The 15,206-nt window shown below is 69.9% G+C and carries 12 protein-coding genes; 8 read left to right on the forward strand and 4 right to left on the reverse strand.

The window, feature by feature from the left end; genetic code table 11:
* Positions 1-203: 203 nt before the first annotated feature.
* On the forward strand, positions 204-956 hold the full coding sequence (locus MUK52_RS04245) for a GntR family transcriptional regulator (protein ID WP_114055141.1): 753 nt from the start codon (positions 204-206) through the stop codon (positions 954-956).
* 86 nt (positions 957-1,042) lie between these two features.
* On the opposite strand, the gene MUK52_RS04250 is transcribed toward MUK52_RS04245, so the two are convergent.
* Positions 1,043-1,456, reverse strand: coding sequence for a MerR family transcriptional regulator (locus tag MUK52_RS04250; RefSeq protein ID WP_284574721.1), 414 nt, complete (start codon positions 1,454-1,456; stop codon positions 1,043-1,045).
* A gap of 420 nt (positions 1,457-1,876) precedes the next feature.
* On the opposite strand from MUK52_RS04250, the gene MUK52_RS04255 reads away from it, so the two are divergent.
* Positions 1,877-3,364, forward strand: coding sequence for a SulP family inorganic anion transporter (locus tag MUK52_RS04255; protein ID WP_502963535.1), 1,488 nt, complete (start codon positions 1,877-1,879; stop codon positions 3,362-3,364).
* 52 nt (positions 3,365-3,416) lie between these two features.
* On the opposite strand, the gene MUK52_RS04260 is transcribed toward MUK52_RS04255, so the two are convergent.
* Positions 3,417-5,702, reverse strand: coding sequence for an MMPL family transporter (locus MUK52_RS04260; RefSeq protein ID WP_284574724.1), 2,286 nt, complete (start codon positions 5,700-5,702; stop codon positions 3,417-3,419).
* A 175-nt stretch (positions 5,703-5,877) separates the two neighbouring features.
* Between MUK52_RS04260 and MUK52_RS04265 the strand changes: the two genes are divergently transcribed.
* From MUK52_RS04265 to MUK52_RS04275, 3 genes are all read left to right on the forward strand, one after another.
* Positions 5,878-7,050: a sensor histidine kinase gene (locus MUK52_RS04265; protein ID WP_114055138.1), complete on the forward strand. Its 1,173-nt coding sequence runs from the start codon at positions 5,878-5,880 to the stop codon at positions 7,048-7,050.
* Positions 7,025-7,687, forward strand: coding sequence for a response regulator (locus MUK52_RS04270; protein WP_114055137.1), 663 nt, complete (start codon positions 7,025-7,027; stop codon positions 7,685-7,687). Before MUK52_RS04265 ends, MUK52_RS04270 begins: the two co-directional genes overlap by 26 nt.
* A gap of 144 nt (positions 7,688-7,831) precedes the next feature.
* Complete coding sequence (locus MUK52_RS04275) at positions 7,832-8,719, forward strand: universal stress protein (RefSeq protein WP_114055136.1); 888 nt, start codon at positions 7,832-7,834, stop codon at positions 8,717-8,719.
* A gap of 521 nt (positions 8,720-9,240) precedes the next feature.
* Here the strand turns inward: MUK52_RS04275 and MUK52_RS04280 are convergent.
* Both MUK52_RS04280 and MUK52_RS04285 read right to left on the reverse strand, forming a co-directional pair.
* Positions 9,241-9,402 carry a hypothetical protein gene (locus MUK52_RS04280; protein ID WP_174250377.1) on the reverse strand — a complete coding sequence of 54 codons (162 nt, stop codon included), beginning with the start codon at positions 9,400-9,402 and terminating at the stop codon, positions 9,241-9,243.
* Positions 9,403-9,785: 383 nt separating this feature from the next.
* Positions 9,786-10,301 (reverse strand): helix-turn-helix domain-containing protein, encoded by a 516-nt coding sequence (locus MUK52_RS04285; protein ID WP_114055135.1) that lies wholly within the window; start codon positions 10,299-10,301, stop codon positions 9,786-9,788.
* A gap of 446 nt (positions 10,302-10,747) precedes the next feature.
* On the opposite strand from MUK52_RS04285, the gene MUK52_RS04290 reads away from it, so the two are divergent.
* From MUK52_RS04290 to MUK52_RS04300, 3 genes are all read left to right on the forward strand, one after another.
* A complete protein-coding gene (locus MUK52_RS04290; protein WP_114055134.1) occupies positions 10,748-11,140 on the forward strand; it encodes a hypothetical protein in 393 nt (130 codons plus the stop codon).
* A 138-nt stretch (positions 11,141-11,278) separates the two neighbouring features.
* Positions 11,279-12,583 (forward strand): hypothetical protein, encoded by a 1,305-nt coding sequence (locus tag MUK52_RS04295; RefSeq protein ID WP_284574727.1) that lies wholly within the window; start codon positions 11,279-11,281, stop codon positions 12,581-12,583.
* A gap of 590 nt (positions 12,584-13,173) precedes the next feature.
* Complete coding sequence (locus MUK52_RS04300) at positions 13,174-15,054, forward strand: phage tail tip lysozyme (RefSeq protein ID WP_284574728.1); 1,881 nt, start codon at positions 13,174-13,176, stop codon at positions 15,052-15,054.
* Positions 15,055-15,206: the final 152 nt, after the last annotated feature.

Consider the following 15,206-nt stretch of genomic DNA (forward strand, 5'->3'; position numbering starts at 1 on the left):
GTGCCAACCGACGCCGAGGTGAACGCAACATGGCCGTCCCGGTGTCACTGGTGGAAGACCCGGCCAGCGTGAAGTCGGGGTGAACACCGTCGTGTTGACGGTTGCCCTTGAGGGTGGACCGACTGCGGCCGCAGGTTAGAGTGGACGTCGGACCGGCACCCAGGGTGACCGGCTGTGCACAGGAGTGGACTGGAGGCCGGCACGTGGGGACGGCACGCTATCTGGAGATCGCCGACGCCATGCGGCAGGCGATACTCGAAGGCGCCTTCCCCGTCGGGGCCCGGCTTCCCTCGGAGAGCGAGCTGGTGGCCCAGTGGTCGGCCTCGCGCGGTACGGTCCGCCAGGCCGTGGCCCTGCTCACGTCGGAGGGACTGGTCGGCTCGCGACAGGGCGCCCGGCGCGTCGTGCTCCGCCAGGAACGCCGCCAGAGCTTCGCCGAGCTGAACAGCTTCGCCCAGTGGGCCCAGGGCTTGGGCCTGGAGGTCACCAGCCGGATCCTCTTACGGTCGAGGAGGCCGGCCACGGCCGAGGAGGCCCGCCGCCTCGCGCTCCCCGAGGACACCGAGATCCTGCACGTCCTGCGCCTGCGCTCCCTCGACGGGGAACCCGCGATGGTGGAGCGCACCGCCTACGCCGACTGGGCCGCGCCGGCCGTCGAGGCGCTGCCCGAGGACTGCGTGTCGATCATGGACGCCATTGCCCGGGAGGCGGGCATCGTCGCCCGGTACGGGGAACACCTCATCGACGCGGTACCGGCGGGCGCGCAGGACGCCGACCTGCTGGGCGTCCGCCGCAGCAGCCCCCTGCTGCGGCAGCGCCACGTCAGCTGCGACCAGTCAGGCCGCCCGATCGAATGGTCCGACGACCGCTACCGGCCCGGCAGCGTCACCTTCAGCGTGAGCAACTCGACCACCGCGACCCCTCTGGAGCGGCACCGGGGAAGCCGGCCTGCCTGAGCCGCCCGCGAGCGGCCGGCGCTCACCGCGGGGCGGCGGAACGCGATGAGGCGCGTGCGCCGTCCTGGCCCCGTGGACGTGCGGCGTCAGGGCCGGACGGCCGTGGCGGTCCGCTCCAGGCGGGTGCGGAGGGTATCGGCGAAGTCCTCGGCGCGGGCCAGCCGGACGCGGAGGTTGCCGACCTGCTCGGTGGCGGCCTGCTCGTACTCCCGCAGGCGCTCCAGCAGGGTCTCCCGCTCGGCGGGGTCGAGGTCGCCGTCCGCGTCGAGGCGGTCGGTGACGTCGAGCAGGTCGCGCATCTGGTCGAGGGTGAAGCCGAGCGGTTTCATGCGGCGGATGACCATCAGGCGGCTCACGTCGGTCTCGGTGTAGAGGCGGAAGCCGCCCTGCGAGCGGGCCGAGGGGCCGGCCAGGCCGGCCTCCTCGTAGTGCCGGATGGTGCGCAGGGACAGTTCGGTCCGGGCGGCGACTTCGCCGATCTGCATGTGCCTGTCGTCCATGCCCGCGATCCCCTGGTCCTTCTCGTCTGGGCGGGCCCGTGCGACCGCCACCGGTTTCTACTCTAACGTTGGGGTAGAGTTCCGGGTGCGAGGGCGGCCCCGGCGGCCCTGCTGTTGCCTTGTCGGGGCCGATGGCGCCCCCCGGCGGAGATCCGATTGCTGCAGGAGTAAGCGTGCGCGAGCCCACGACGCCCGGCGCCGTCGCCTGCCCGCCGTGATGCTTCGCCCCTGGGCGTGAGCCCCGGCCGCGCTTCGGCGCGGGCCCGGCTCCGACCTCTTCGACTTCCGGCCTGCCTGTGCGGGCCGTCCGCGGGGGTGCCGGCCCGGCCCTTCCGCGTCCTCCCGTGCGCCCCGGCCTGCCTCCAGGGGTGTGCCCGAGTACGACAGGTTCCCGTTCTCTTGTCTTCTTCTGCTTCCGCCGTGTCCACCGGTGCGCGGCTGCGCGGTCTGCGCCCGGACTGGCTCGGCGACCCGGGGGTGTGGCGTACCGAGGTCCTGGCGGGCCTGGTGGTCGCCCTCGCGCTGATCCCGGAGGCGATCTCGTTCTCGATCATCGCGGGCGTGGACCCTGCCATGGGCCTGTTCGCCTCCTTCACGATGGCCGTGGTCATCTCGGTCGTCGGCGGCCGGCGGGCGATGATCTCCGCCGCGACCGGCGCCGTCGCCCTGGTCATCGCGCCGCTGAACCGTGAGCACGGCCTGGGCTACCTGGTCGCCGCCGTCATCCTGGCGGGCGTCTTCCAGGTCGTCCTCGGCGCCCTGGGCGTCGCGAGGCTGATGCGGTTCATCCCGCGCTCGGTCATGGTCGGCTTCGTCAACTCCCTCGCCATCCTGGTCTTCATGGCCCAGGTCCCCGAGATGCACGACGTGCCGTGGCCGGTGTACCCGCTGATCGCGGCCGGGCTGGCGCTGATGGTGTTCTTCCCGAAGGTCACGACCGTGGTTCCGGCGCCGCTGGTCTCGATCGTGATCCTGACCGTCGTCACCCTCGCGGCGGGGATCGCCGTGCCGACGGTGGGCGACAGGGGCGCCCTGCCCTCCTCGCTGCCGGTTCCGGGCCTGCCGGACGTGCCGTTCACCCTGGACACCCTGACGACGATCGCCCCGTACGCGTTCGCGATGGCGCTGGTCGGCCTGATGGAGTCGCTGATGACGGCCAAGCTCGTCGACGACATCACCGACACCCGCTCCGACAAGACGCGCGAGTCCGTCGGCCAGGGCGTCGCGAACATCGTCACCGGCTTCTTCGGCGGCATGGGCGGCTGCGCGGTGATCGGCCAGACGATGATCAACGTGAAGGTCTCGGGCGCCCGCACCCGCCTGTCCACCTTCCTGGCCGGTGCGTTCCTGATGGTGCTGTGCATCGTCTTCGGCCCGGTCGTCTCCGACATCCCCATGGCCGCCCTGGTCGCCGTCATGATCATGGTGTCCTTCGCAGCCTTCGACTGGCACTCCGTCGCGCCGAAGACCCTCAAGCGGATGCCCGCCGGGGAGATCACCGTCATGGTGGTCACCGTGGTCGGCGTGGTCGCGACCCACAACCTTGCCGTCGGCGTCGTTGTCGGCTGCCTCACCGCCATGGTCATCTTCGCCAAGCGCGTCGCCCACCTGGCCGATGTCACCGCCGTCACCGACCCCGATGGCGGCACGGTGGTCTATTCCGTCACCGGTGAGCTGTTCTTCGCTTCCTCCAACGACCTCGTCGGCCGGTTCGCGTACGCGAGCGACCCGGACAAGGTCGTCATCGACCTTTCGGCGGCGCACGTCTGGGACGCCTCCTCCGTCGCCGCCCTGGACGCGATCGAGACCAAGTACGCCCAGCGTGGCAAGACCGTCGAGATCATTGGCCTGGACAGCCACAGCGCCGACCTCCACGGCAAGCTGAGCGGCGAACTCGCCGGCCACTGATCCGTCGCACCGCCGACGGCCGCTTCCGGGCTCCGGCGCCCGGGAGCGGCCGTCACCCACGTCCGACACCCGTGGATATCGCGTCGGAGTCGTGGACGGTGCCGATCCCGACCGGGCTTCGGGGAAGCAGCCGGTCCAGCCACGCGGGCAGCCACCAGTTGGCCCGGCCGAGGAGCGTCATGGTCGCCGGCACCAGCACCATGCGCACGACCGTGGCGTCGACGAAGATCGCGGTGGCGAGGCCGAGCCCGAACATCTTGGCGGAGGGGTCATCGGCCACGGCGAAGGACAGGAAGACCGCCACCATGATGAGGGCGGCCGACGTGATGATCCGGGCGGTGCCGGAGACGCCCTCCACGATCGCCGTGCTGTTGTCGCCGGTGCGCACGTACTCCTCACGGACGCGCGCGAGGAGGAACACCTCGTAGTCCATCGACAGGCCGAACAGGATGGCGAAGAGGAACATCGGGATGAACGACACGACCGGGACCGTCGCTTCCAGTCCGATGAGCGCACCTCCCCAGCCCCACTGGAAGACCGCGACCATGACCCCGTAGGCCGCGCCGATGCTCAGCAGGTTCAGCAGTACCGCCTTGAGCGGTACGACGACCGAGCGGAAGACCGGAACCAGGAGGAGGAACGAGAGCGCCAGCACGGCGGCGATGAACAACGGCAGGCGCCGGCTGGTGCGTTGGCCCACGTCTGACAGGCTCGCGGCGGCGCCCCCGACGTGGGCCCTGGCCGGGCCCTCCCCGATCGCCGCGGGCAGCACCTCGGTGCGCAGCCGGGCGATGGTGTCGGCCGTGGCCTTGTCCTGCGGGCTGGTGGTCGGGAACACCACGAGGGTCGCGATGCCGGTGGCCTGGTCGATGTGCGTCGGCGCGACGGATGCGATGCCCGGATCCGCCGCGACCGCGGTGACGAGTCGGTCCACCGCTCCCCGGTCGCCGGAGGGGTCCGCGGCGATGACGAGGGGACCGTTGGTGCCCGGGCCGAACCCCTCGGCGACGAGGTCGTAGGCGCGGCGTTCCGTACGGCTCTGCGGCAGTGAGCCGTCGTCGGGCAGGCCGACGCGCAGGCCGAGCACGGGCAGCGTCGCCGTCAGCAGCAGCCCCGCCGCGCCGACCGCGTACACCACCGGGTGCCGGCTGACGTGGCCGATCCAGCGCCTCCACCCGGCGGCGGAGGCGGCGCCCGCCGCCGTGTCCCGCCGTCGGCCGGTTCGGCCCGACCGGCTGGCCCGTAGCGCCCGGACGATCCGGCCGGCCCGGCCCAGCCGCGGGCCGGCCGCACCGAGGAAGGCCGGCAGCAGCGTCACCGACGCGAGCACCATGGTCAGGACGACGATCGAGACGGCCAGGCCGCCCACCGTCATGAACGGCACGTTCGCGACCGCCATGCCGAGGATCGACACGACGACGGTACCGCCGGCGAAGACCACGGGCCGCCCCGCCGTGGCCACAGCCCGTCCGGCCGCCTCGTGCGGATCGAGGCCGCGCGCGAGGTACTCCCGGTGCCTGGCGAGCACGAACAGCGCGTAGTCGATGCCCACTCCGAGCCCGACCATGCTGCCGAGGACCGGTGCGAAAGCGGGGACGTCCGTCACCCCGGCCAGTACCGTCATCGTGGCGACGCCGACGGTCAGCCCGAAGACCGCCATGCCGATCGGGAGCGCGGCGGCGACGAGCGAACCGAACGCCAGGAACAGGATCGCGGCGGCGGCGAGGATCCCGATCAGCTCGCTTGCGCCGCCGTCGGGGTCGGAGAAGGCGTAGAAGAGGCTCCCGCCCATCTCGATGCGCAGGGGCAGCTCGGCGCCCAGCCGGTCGCCGAGATCGACGAGGGCTTCGAGGTCCCCGGCCGACAGCCGGCTCTGGTCGGGGTACTGGACCCGGACGACCGCGATCCGTCCGTCGGCCGAGACAAGTCCGCCGCGCACGGCGGTGTCCCGGCCTGCGTCGAGTGCCCGCGCCGGGTCGCTCGTGCCGAGCACGTGCGGCAGCCGCTGCACCTCGGTCTGCAGCCGCGTGAGAGCGGTGCGCGCGCTGTCGCTGCCGCTGCCGCTGCCGCTGCCGCTGTCGAAAAAGGTCGCCCCGCCGTCGCGGGGGGTGACGACGACCTGGGCGGTCATGCCCTCCTGACCCGTGCCGGCCCGCTCGATCAGTTCCGCGGCCCGTTGGGAGTCCAGTCCCGGAGCGGTCATCGAGTCCGCGGTCCGCCCGCCGACGGCGAGGGCGGCAAGGACGGCAAGCACGGCGGCGAGCAGCCATACCGCGATCACCCGCCAGGGACGGCGGGCGGCGCTTGTGCCCAGGCGCAACAGGGCTTTCGAGAGCATCGGGTCCTCCAACCACCTCGGCGGCCGTCCTTGTACGGCCGCCCATGCCGAGGCTCGCCGCCACGGCGCTCTGCGGCATCGGCTCGCCGGCCGCGGATCCGTCGGCCTCAAGTCGGAGTGACACCCCGTCCTTTCGGCCGATGCGCGCCGCCGCGCGGTCCCTAGGCTGGGAACCGTGCTGCGAGACGACCTGCGAACCCTGTGGACCGCACCCCGGCCGCCCGACGCACCCGCCCGCGTGCGGAGGGACTGGGTGCTGCTCGCCGCGGGCCTTGCCGGTGTGGCGCTGGAGGCCGCCCTGCGCGAGAACGTCGTGTGGCGGCCGGTGGCGGTGGTGCTCGCCGTATGGCTGTGCCTGCTGCCCCTGTGGCGCCGGACCCGCCCGCTGGCGATGGTGACGCTGGCGTTCGGCTCGGTGATCCTGCTGCCGTTGGCCTCGCTCGTCGCCGCACCGCGCGAGCCCGTCGGCCTGTACACCGGCGCCGTCGTGCTCGTGCTCGTGTACGCGCTGCCCCGGTGGGGATCGGGACGGGAGATCGTGCTGGGCGGCGCGGTGATCCTCGCGGCCTTCTCGCTGTGCGCCGTCACGGACGAAACCCCGCCCGGCGAACAGGTCGTGGGCCTCGTCTTCCTGTTGCTGCCCGGCTTGATCGGGGCTGCCGTGCGGTTCTGGACGACCGCTCGCGAGCGGCAGTGGGAGCAGGTGCGCTCCCGCGAGCGTGAGCAGCTCGCCCGGGAACTGCACGACACGGTGGCCCACCACGTCTCGGCCATCGTGATCCGCGCCCAGGCGGGCCGGGTGCTCGCGGGCGCCGACCCGTCCGCCGCCGTCGAGGCGCTGGAGGGGGTCGAGGAGGAAGGGGCGCGGACGCTGGAGGAGATGCGGGCCATGGTCGCCGCGCTGCGCGACCGCGGGGTCGGCGCCGAGCTGGCGCCACCTGCGGGCGTGGCGGACCTGGAGCGCCTGGTGCGCGCGCCGGGTGGTCGCCTCACGGTCGGCCTGGCGCTCGACGGCGAGGTGGACACGCTGTCCCCGGCGGTGGACGCGGCCGTCTACCGCATCGTGCAGGAGTCGGTGACCAACGCGATGCGGCACGCGGTCAGCGCGACCGAGGTCGCGGTCCGGGTGACCGCGGAACGGGACACGGTACGGGTGAGTGTGCGCGACAACGGTCAACGCACCGGCCGAGGCCGCGACGGATACGGACTGGCCGGACTGCGCGAGCGCGCGGCTCTGCTCGGCGGCACCCTCCGCGCCGGCCCGGGCGCCGAGGAGGGCTGGCACGTCGAAGCCGAGCTGCCGAGAGCGAGGAGGGAGAGCGGTGCCCATTCGCGTCCTCGTCGCTGACGACCAGGCCATCATCCGCACCGGGCTGCGCATCATGCTGAACGCCCAGCCCGGCATGGAGGTGGTCGGCGAGGCCGCCGACGGACACGAGGCGGTCCGACTGGCCCGCGAACTCCGCCCCGACGTCTGCCTGTTCGACATCCGCATGCCCGTGCTCGACGGGCTCGAGGCCACCCGGCTGCTCGCCGGCCCGGGCGTCGCCGACCCGCTGGCCGTGGTCGTCATCACCACGTTCGACCTCGACGAGTACGTCTACGGCTCCCTGCGTGCCGGCGCCCGGGGGTTCCTCCTCAAGGACACGGGACCGGACCTTCTGGCGCAGGCCGTACGGTCGGCGTCCGACGGTGAGGCGCTCATCGCGCCCAGCGTCACCGTCCGTCTGCTCCAGACCTTCTCGGACCTGCCCGCCGGCCGGCCCGCTGCCCAGCCTGTCTCCCCCGTCACCGCCCGCGAGGAGCAGGTGCTCCTCGCCGTCGCCCGCGGGCTGACCAACACCGAGATCGCCGATGCGCTGCACATCAGCCTCAGCACGGTGAAGACGCACCTGGCGAGCCTGATGGCGAAACTCGGCGCCCGCAACCGGGTCGAGATCGCGATGTGGGCCTACGAGACGCGCCGTATCCTCCCCGGAACCTGAGCCCGGGACCCCGGCGCCGGGCCACGAGTCCCGGCCACGGTTCGGGCGCGATGGGACGGAGCGGTACGGCGGTCCCCTGGCAGCAGCGAGGCATCGGGGAGACGCTGGGAGGCGAAGGTGCCGGGTCGGTGTCGAGGAGCCGGGATGAGCGGTCTGGTGGTCGTGGGCGTGGACGGGTCGGCGTCGAGCCTCGCGGCGGTGGAGGCTGCGGCGCGTGAGGCGCGGTGGCGCGGTGCCGGGCTGCGTGTGGTGCACGCGTTCTTGTGGCCTGCGATGCATGTGCCGCTGGGGCCCGCTCCGCTGGGCCCGCCGGAAGGCGGGCTGCGCGACATGGTCGAGGGCCTGGTGGCCGAGGCGGTGGCGCGTGCCAGGAGTACGGCGCCGGGGGTGGACGTCTCGCACGCGGTGGTGACCGGGGAGGCGTTGACGGTGCTGGAGGCGCAGTCGCGGGCTGCGGATCTCGTGGTCGTCGGGTCGCGGGGCATGGGCGGCTTCGTCGGGCTGCTGATCGGTTCGACGGCGGTGCATCTCGCCGCGCACGGCGGGTGTCCGGTGCTGGTCGTGCGCGAGGGGGGCGACGAGAAGGGGCCGGTCGTGGTGGGCGTGGACGGCTCGGCCGCGGGCGAGCAGGCGATCGAGTTCGCCTTCGCGGAGGCCGCGCTGCGCGGGGCGCCACTGAAGGCGATTCATGCCTGGACCCTGTGGAATACGCCCCCTGCCGAAATACACGAGGGTGCCGACACCTATGTGGATCCGCCGAGCGGACTTGCCGAGGCGGAGGAGCTGCTGGTGTCCGAGGCGCTGGCCGGGCGCCGGGAGCAGTACCCGGGAGTGAGCGTGGAGCCTCGGGCGCTGCGCAGCCAGACCCGTGAGGCGCTGATTGCGGCCAGTCGCTCGGCGCAGCTGCTGGTGGTCGGCGCTCGGGGCCGCGGCGGGTTCGCCGGCCTGGTGCTGGGGTCGGTCAGCCAGGCGGTCCTACATCATGCGCACTGCCCGGTCGCTGTCGTACGAGGGGCCGCTGAGCGTTCATGAGCATTGGCGGTACGCGGCTCCGGCATCGCCGGCGGGCGGGATGGCCGGACGGGCTGCGTGCACCTCGTGCACTGCCGCTCACGACGGTGGCCGCCGCCTGACGCGCTGAGACCGGCTCGGCCCCAACCAACCGCCGAAACGACCTTGAGGCCGTACCGGATGCTTCCGATACGGCCTCTGGCCTGCGTATTCGCAAGCCGGAACGACAGGATTCGAACCTGCACCCCCTTGACCCCCAGATCGTTGGCAGGGGCCCCATCGGGACACAAACTGACCCGTGATTCCCCGGCCGGCTCAGCGCCCCACCGAAGGAGCCGGCGACGGACGCCGGGCTGTCCGAGCGCAGCTTCTCGCCACCCGTGCCGCGCCCATCCGGACACGGCGAGGCGAGGTTCCCGATGGCACGCTCGACCACCGGTTCATTACGGGGCAGAAGCCGCTGATCCCCATTGCCCGCCAGAGCGGACCAAGGCCGACAAGCAACCCCGGCTCATCGGGCAGTCTCTGCGTGCGCCCTCAGGTCAGCGCAGGCCATCCGTGTTGTCGAACTCTTCGCCGACCGGGAGTGGCGGATGGTCGTCCTCCGAGGTCTCGCCGTAGACGACCGAGGAGACCGCCCTGTCGTATGCCTCGTCGAGACCGTTCCCGCTTGTGCCGAGTATGTTTTCCCAGTCAAATCCCATGCCTGCGATCCTATCCAACTGCCCGACTGTCTTGGTGATTTGGGACACTGCGGCCGTGCAGCCGCACGGCCTGGAGCTACGTCCGCCGACGGATGCACGGGCCCGTGGCCGACCGAAGGCCGACCAGGACGATGTGCCCCTCGACGCACGGATCCACACGACCGGCGTGAGCGGCGACGCGCTGCACGCGATGCTGCACCGGCACCTCGAGCGGTCGGGAGGGATCCGCCGGCATACGGCCTGCACAGTCTGCGGGCTGGTCATGTCACCCGGATACGGCGGAACGACGCGAGCACCGAGGAGATCATGCAGGCCGGCCGGTGGCGGAAACCGGGACGGTGAACGTCTGCGACCGGAAGTGCAACCCGGCCGCCCGCACAGCGTCATGCACTTGGGCCTGGGCCTGGGCCTTCTCCGGCCGGCTTGTTGCGGACATCACGCATCCGGGCATCGAGAGCGGCCTGGGTCTCCGGGTCGAGCTCGTGGTCGCCGGCGGTTTCAGGGTTGACGCTCAGCGCGTGGGAGACGAAGGCCTCCCGCTCGGCGGAGAGTTGCCGGATGGTCCGGGTGATCCGGTGGATCTTCTGCAGCAGCCTCTCCCGCTCCTGCTCGGCGATGGCGAGCTCGGCGAGCTGCTTCTGGATCTCAGCCTCGTTTTCCCGGGCGTAGTTGTCGCTGACCAGTGTGATCAGCGGAACCCCGAGAGCCTCGGCAGCGGTGACCGCCTCATCGAGCCTGACCGCACGGGTCTGCTGCTCGATGCGCGTGATGGCAGTGGAGTCAACGTTCGCACCAAGCAGTGCGGCCATGCGGCGCGCCAGCTCTGCCTGGCTGATGCCGAGGCGTTCGCGCTCTTGACGAAGCCGACGGGCGAAAAGGTCACCGGGCAGTGGGTTCATGGCGGTTTGACACTTCCTGGTCAAGATCGCGATCGACGGGGGGCGGCAGGCGGGGGCGGCCCACCTCGGAATCGAGCAGGCCGACGTCGCGGCACTGCTGGAGCAGCACCTTACACATCCCGAACTGCGGATTCCACAGCCGCCCGCTGCACGTCAACGGCCGCGCGCCACCTCCACGACCCCGCACCGCGACGTCGATTCGCCTCGCCTCCGAGGCTCTTTCGAAGGTCTATCGATACATCTAGCGCGCCCCTACGATCGACGATTCGAATAGTGTAAGTTGACCACTCGGGATGCACAGGTATACGAGTCAGCAAGAGGAGTCGATGGATGCCAGCGACCTACCCAGCCCCTGTCTCTACCTGTCATGGTAGGTAGTCAGCGCTTGTTGCCCTGCGACTCGATGTCACACCGCTGAATGAATCGAAAGGCGAGAGGAAAGAAGTATGCCGAAGACCGACGGGGCAACCGTCCTCATGCAGGCACCCCTGCCGAGCGCCGCCTGGGACCTGACCAGCTTCCTGCAGAACGCCAAGTCCCAGGTCCAGCTCTGGGGAGGTTCTGTACTCATGCTGCTCGGCGTTGTCGGCCTGGTCTGGGGCGGCGTGCTCTTGATCAAGAAGCTGATGGCCAACCCGCAGTCCGCCGGCCAACAGCAGGGCTGGGGCACGATCGCGCTCCTCGTTCTCGTCGGCGGAGCTTTGAGCACCGGCGGCTGGACGCTGATCTCGACGATCGGCTCCGGCGGCCAGCAGACCATTACGGATCTCGGCGGCGGCACGGTGATCGCGCAGACCTTCGACCAGGTCACCGGATTCCTGAGCGGCCCTTCCAAGTAAGGGGCCGTCACGGACTGCGCACACGGACGGTGACAGAGCCATCGAGCGAACCGGGTCGGTTGAGGCGCGAGGCCTCTTCCGACCCGGTTCGCCATACCCGGGCTCGCAGCACGGTGCAGGCGTGAAAGAGAGCAGAACATGGGGATCAGGAACAAGGCACTGGGCTTCAGCAGGAAGTTCAAGCTTGACTCGCACCACGCGATCGAGCGGTTCGGGGTGTTCTTCGGCGTCTTCGCGGCCACGGGCGCGATCGCGATCGGCGCATCAGGGATCTCGGCATACCAGGCGGGACGTGACTCGCTGTCACAGACGGCGCTGTACACCAGCGACTTCAAGACGTCGAAGACGAATCTCGGCGGCACCGTGGACGGGGTCTACACCAACCAGCGCGGCAACAGGGCGCTCGTGATGATGCACTTCAGCCCGACCGCTCAGATCTCGTACAACGCCGCGGACTACAGGGCGTTCCTGCTCGGGTCGGACACCTCACTCAACAGCGAGCCGGTCAGCACCAGCGGGATCAAGGGATCCCTCTACGCCTTCGGCTCGACCGGCTACATCGGGGTCCTCCTGAACGCCGACCGGCCCTTCGACCGTCAGGTGTTGAATCTGACGGTCCGTGCGAATGCCGAACTCACCGCGCCCGGAGCCCAGCCGAAGCAGAGCAGCGGCAAGCTGGCCGGTGACGAGACCTTCACCAAGTACGACCAATGGCGGGTCTTCTTCAACCCCGGTGCGTCCGGGGTCCAGAAGATCGCGGCGCTCGACGCTCCGACCTTCGATCCCGCGCAGGCCTACTACTGGGTCGCACTCAAGAAGAAGGAGACCGAGGCCAGAAAGGCCCTGGACCAGAAGCTCGTCGAGATGCGCGCGAATCTGACGCAGATTCGGTCTTATACGTCCGACCTGCAGATGACGAAGATCGACGGGCTGTTCCTGCGTCCGCCGACCGTTCCGGCCTCGATCGCCACCGACAAGATCACGGGGGTCTCCGCAGCCGAGGCAAAGGACGGTGTCTCGACGCTGGCGCTGCAGACCAAGCACGTCGCCCCCGGCGGCTTCGACCTCAACTGGCGAACAGGCAACGTCTACGACGGCTACCTGGACGCCCTCGTGCCGGCCGGACAGAGCTACGCCCAGCTGTTCACCAAGAAGCGTGACGAGGGGTCGGATCCGACGATTCAGCAGATCTCGGACATGCAGTGGATTCTCTCGGATGGCACCAGCCTCACCAAGGACTACCAGTCCTCTGACGTGACGATGCGCCCGCTCATGAACATCATGAACAACCTTTCACATGCGTATCAAACCTACTCAGTGAACAAGTCCAAGTACCAGTCGGACCTCTCACTCGAACTGCTCAGACTGGACGTGAGTCTGCGGGACGTGCAGTCCAACAGCACCGTGCGCGACGACAAGGACTTCCTCACCACGCTCTACTGAGTGCGGCGAAGGAGTGTCGGATCCTGCTACCTGGATTGAGCCGGAAAGGAAACTGCATGGCCGCCGACCAGCCGAATCGGAGCTCCGAGAGGGGGACGACGAAGGACCAGCCGGACACGTCGGCGAGTCAGGGGATGCCCCGGCAGGGTCGCGGGACCAAGAGCCTCGATTCGGCGGCGCCCCTGCGTCGGCACAGCAGGATGAAGGCGGCGGCGCCCACCCGAAAGGAGGGCATCGAGAAGCCTCCTGAGGGCAAGACAGCCGTGCCCAAGCAGCTCCCGGGGCGGGAAGCTGACCCTTCCAGTCCTTCCCCATCCCGTCCTTCCCGTCCTTCCCGTCCTTCCCGTCCATCCCGTCCATCCCGTCCTTCCGATCCTTCTAGCCCTTCCGGCCCTCCCGGTCCTCCTGGTCCTCCTGGTCCTCCTGTTCCTTCCGGTCCTCCTCGTCCTTCCGGTCCTTCTGAGCCCTCCGGCACGGCGAATACCGCGCGACCGGAGATGGCGGAGGCCGGGTCGAAGGTACCGGACAGTGCAGACACCGCAGGCAAGACAGCCGGGGCCGCGAACGCCGGGGCGACGATCAAGCAGGGTATGAACGGCGTCGCCGGGAACCTGGCCGGAGGCGCGACCCAGAAAGCGATCGAAGGAGACGGCAGCAGCGCGACCCGTCGCAACGTCGGGCGTTACGCGGGAGCTGCTGTCTCCGGTGCCGTGGCCGGCGCACAGGCCGGCGGCCTTCCGGGAGCCGCCGTTGGCGCAGCGAAGAACCTCGCTGTCGAGGGTGCCCAGGACACGGTCAAAGGCGTGTCCAAGGCCACCGGCGGCAGCCCGGACGCCAAGCCGGCCGACCAGCGCAAGCTGGGTGTCGGCGGCACGGGCTACGAGCGCGGTGCGACGAAGGACGACGAGGGCCTGGGCTCGAAGGCGGCCAAGGGCGTGGCCATCGGCGGTGGTGCGTCTGCTGCTCCGCCGGCCATGGGCCTGGTCATGGCCATGGCCTTACTGAACTGGCTCAAGTCCATGTTCTTCGCAGCCATGGCGATGGCCGTCAACGCCGGGAAGCTGCTGTGGACTCTCTTTGTCAACATCCTCAAGGCGGTTGGTCATGCGATCGCCGCACCGTTCATGGCGATCGGCGGCTTCCTGGCCAAGGGGGCCGGCGCGGTCCTGGGCTTCACCGTCACTGCGACGATGGCCCCTGTAGCGGCAACGCTGTCGGGTGCGGTCGCGATGACCGCCACCGTGGCCCTGCTGGGCACGGCCCTGACCGGTGTCCTCAACTCGACCGCGTTGACCGAGGGCAGCATCAACGCGAACAGGGCGGCGTGCGTCGTCAACGCGGACAACGTCGGCACCGGTTCCGGTGCCACAGTCCCGGCGAACGTGGAGAAGAACGCCAAGGAGATCTACTCGGTACTCAGCACTTGGGGGATGCCGAAGGAGAACATCGCGGGCATCCTCGGGAACTGGTCACAGGAGTCCGGGATCGACCCGACGAGTGTGCAGAACTTTCCGACGGGGACGTATGCCATGACCGCCGCGAAGGCCGACGCCGCGCAGAACACGAACAACGGTATCGGCCTTGGGCAGTGGACGTTCGGCCGCAACACGCTCCTGCGCCAGTACGCGCAGCGCAAGGGCGTCGACTGGTTCACGATCAAGGCCCAGCTGGCGTTCATGGCCGATGGTGACAACCCGGGCGACGTTGCGGTCTTCAAGGACATGCTCAGGAAGTCGCAGGGCTCGCCGCGTGCGGCGGCGCTGCACTTTCACGAGAACTGGGAGCGCTCCGCCGACGGCGCGGCCGGGCTCGCTGTACGAGGCGACAACGCCGAGATGTGGTTCGGCAAGATGAGCGGCTGGTCGGTCGACAGCTCGATCGTCGGTGGCGTCGAGGACATCGTCGGCGGGATCATCGACAACATATCGAACGCGATCAACACGATCCTGGGAAACTGCGCCTCCACGGCCGGCGGTTCCATCTCGCCGAAGGACGGCGGGATGACGCAAGAGGAGGCCCAGGCCCTCGTCGACCTCTTCAACAAGGAGGGCGACAAGTTCCTCGACGACCGGTACGGTCCGGGCGGCGGCCCCGGTTCCTGCGGCGACAACCACGCGATGAACTGTGTGAGCTTCTCCACCTACTTCGTGAACAAATACACGACGTTCCAGGCCTACCCGGTCGGTGATGGCAAGGAGACGGCCTACACGATCGCGAGGGAGACCGGCAAGACGATGCAGTCGACCCCCGTCCCCTACTCGGTCGGGTCCGGGCCGGGATCCACTTCCGTCGGCCACACCCTCGTGGTTCTTGGCGTCCAGGGGGACAAGGTCATCCTCGGTGAGGCCGGCTACTGCGCCTACATGGGCCGGGTCCGCGTCGACAGCGCGGCGCGGATGGCTGCCGAAGGCTGGAAGTTCGTGGACATGTCGGATGCGATGCTCGCCTCCGACAAGATCAAAACGGCCTGACGCGCAGCACCTGACCTGGGAGGAAGACGCCGGTGCTCGGCGATCCGGGCACCGGCTTCTTCGTGTCCGAGTCAGGCCCGCGCGCCGGTTCCACCTTCGACGCTCTCACTGAATGGATTCACACTCGGCCATGAATGGCTTTTCGTATAGGC

Origin of the sequence: Streptomyces sp. 2P-4 (assembly GCF_030167965.1) — a bacterium.
In the GTDB taxonomy this organism is placed as follows: Bacteria; Actinomycetota; Actinomycetes; order Streptomycetales; family Streptomycetaceae; genus Streptomyces; species Streptomyces globosus_A.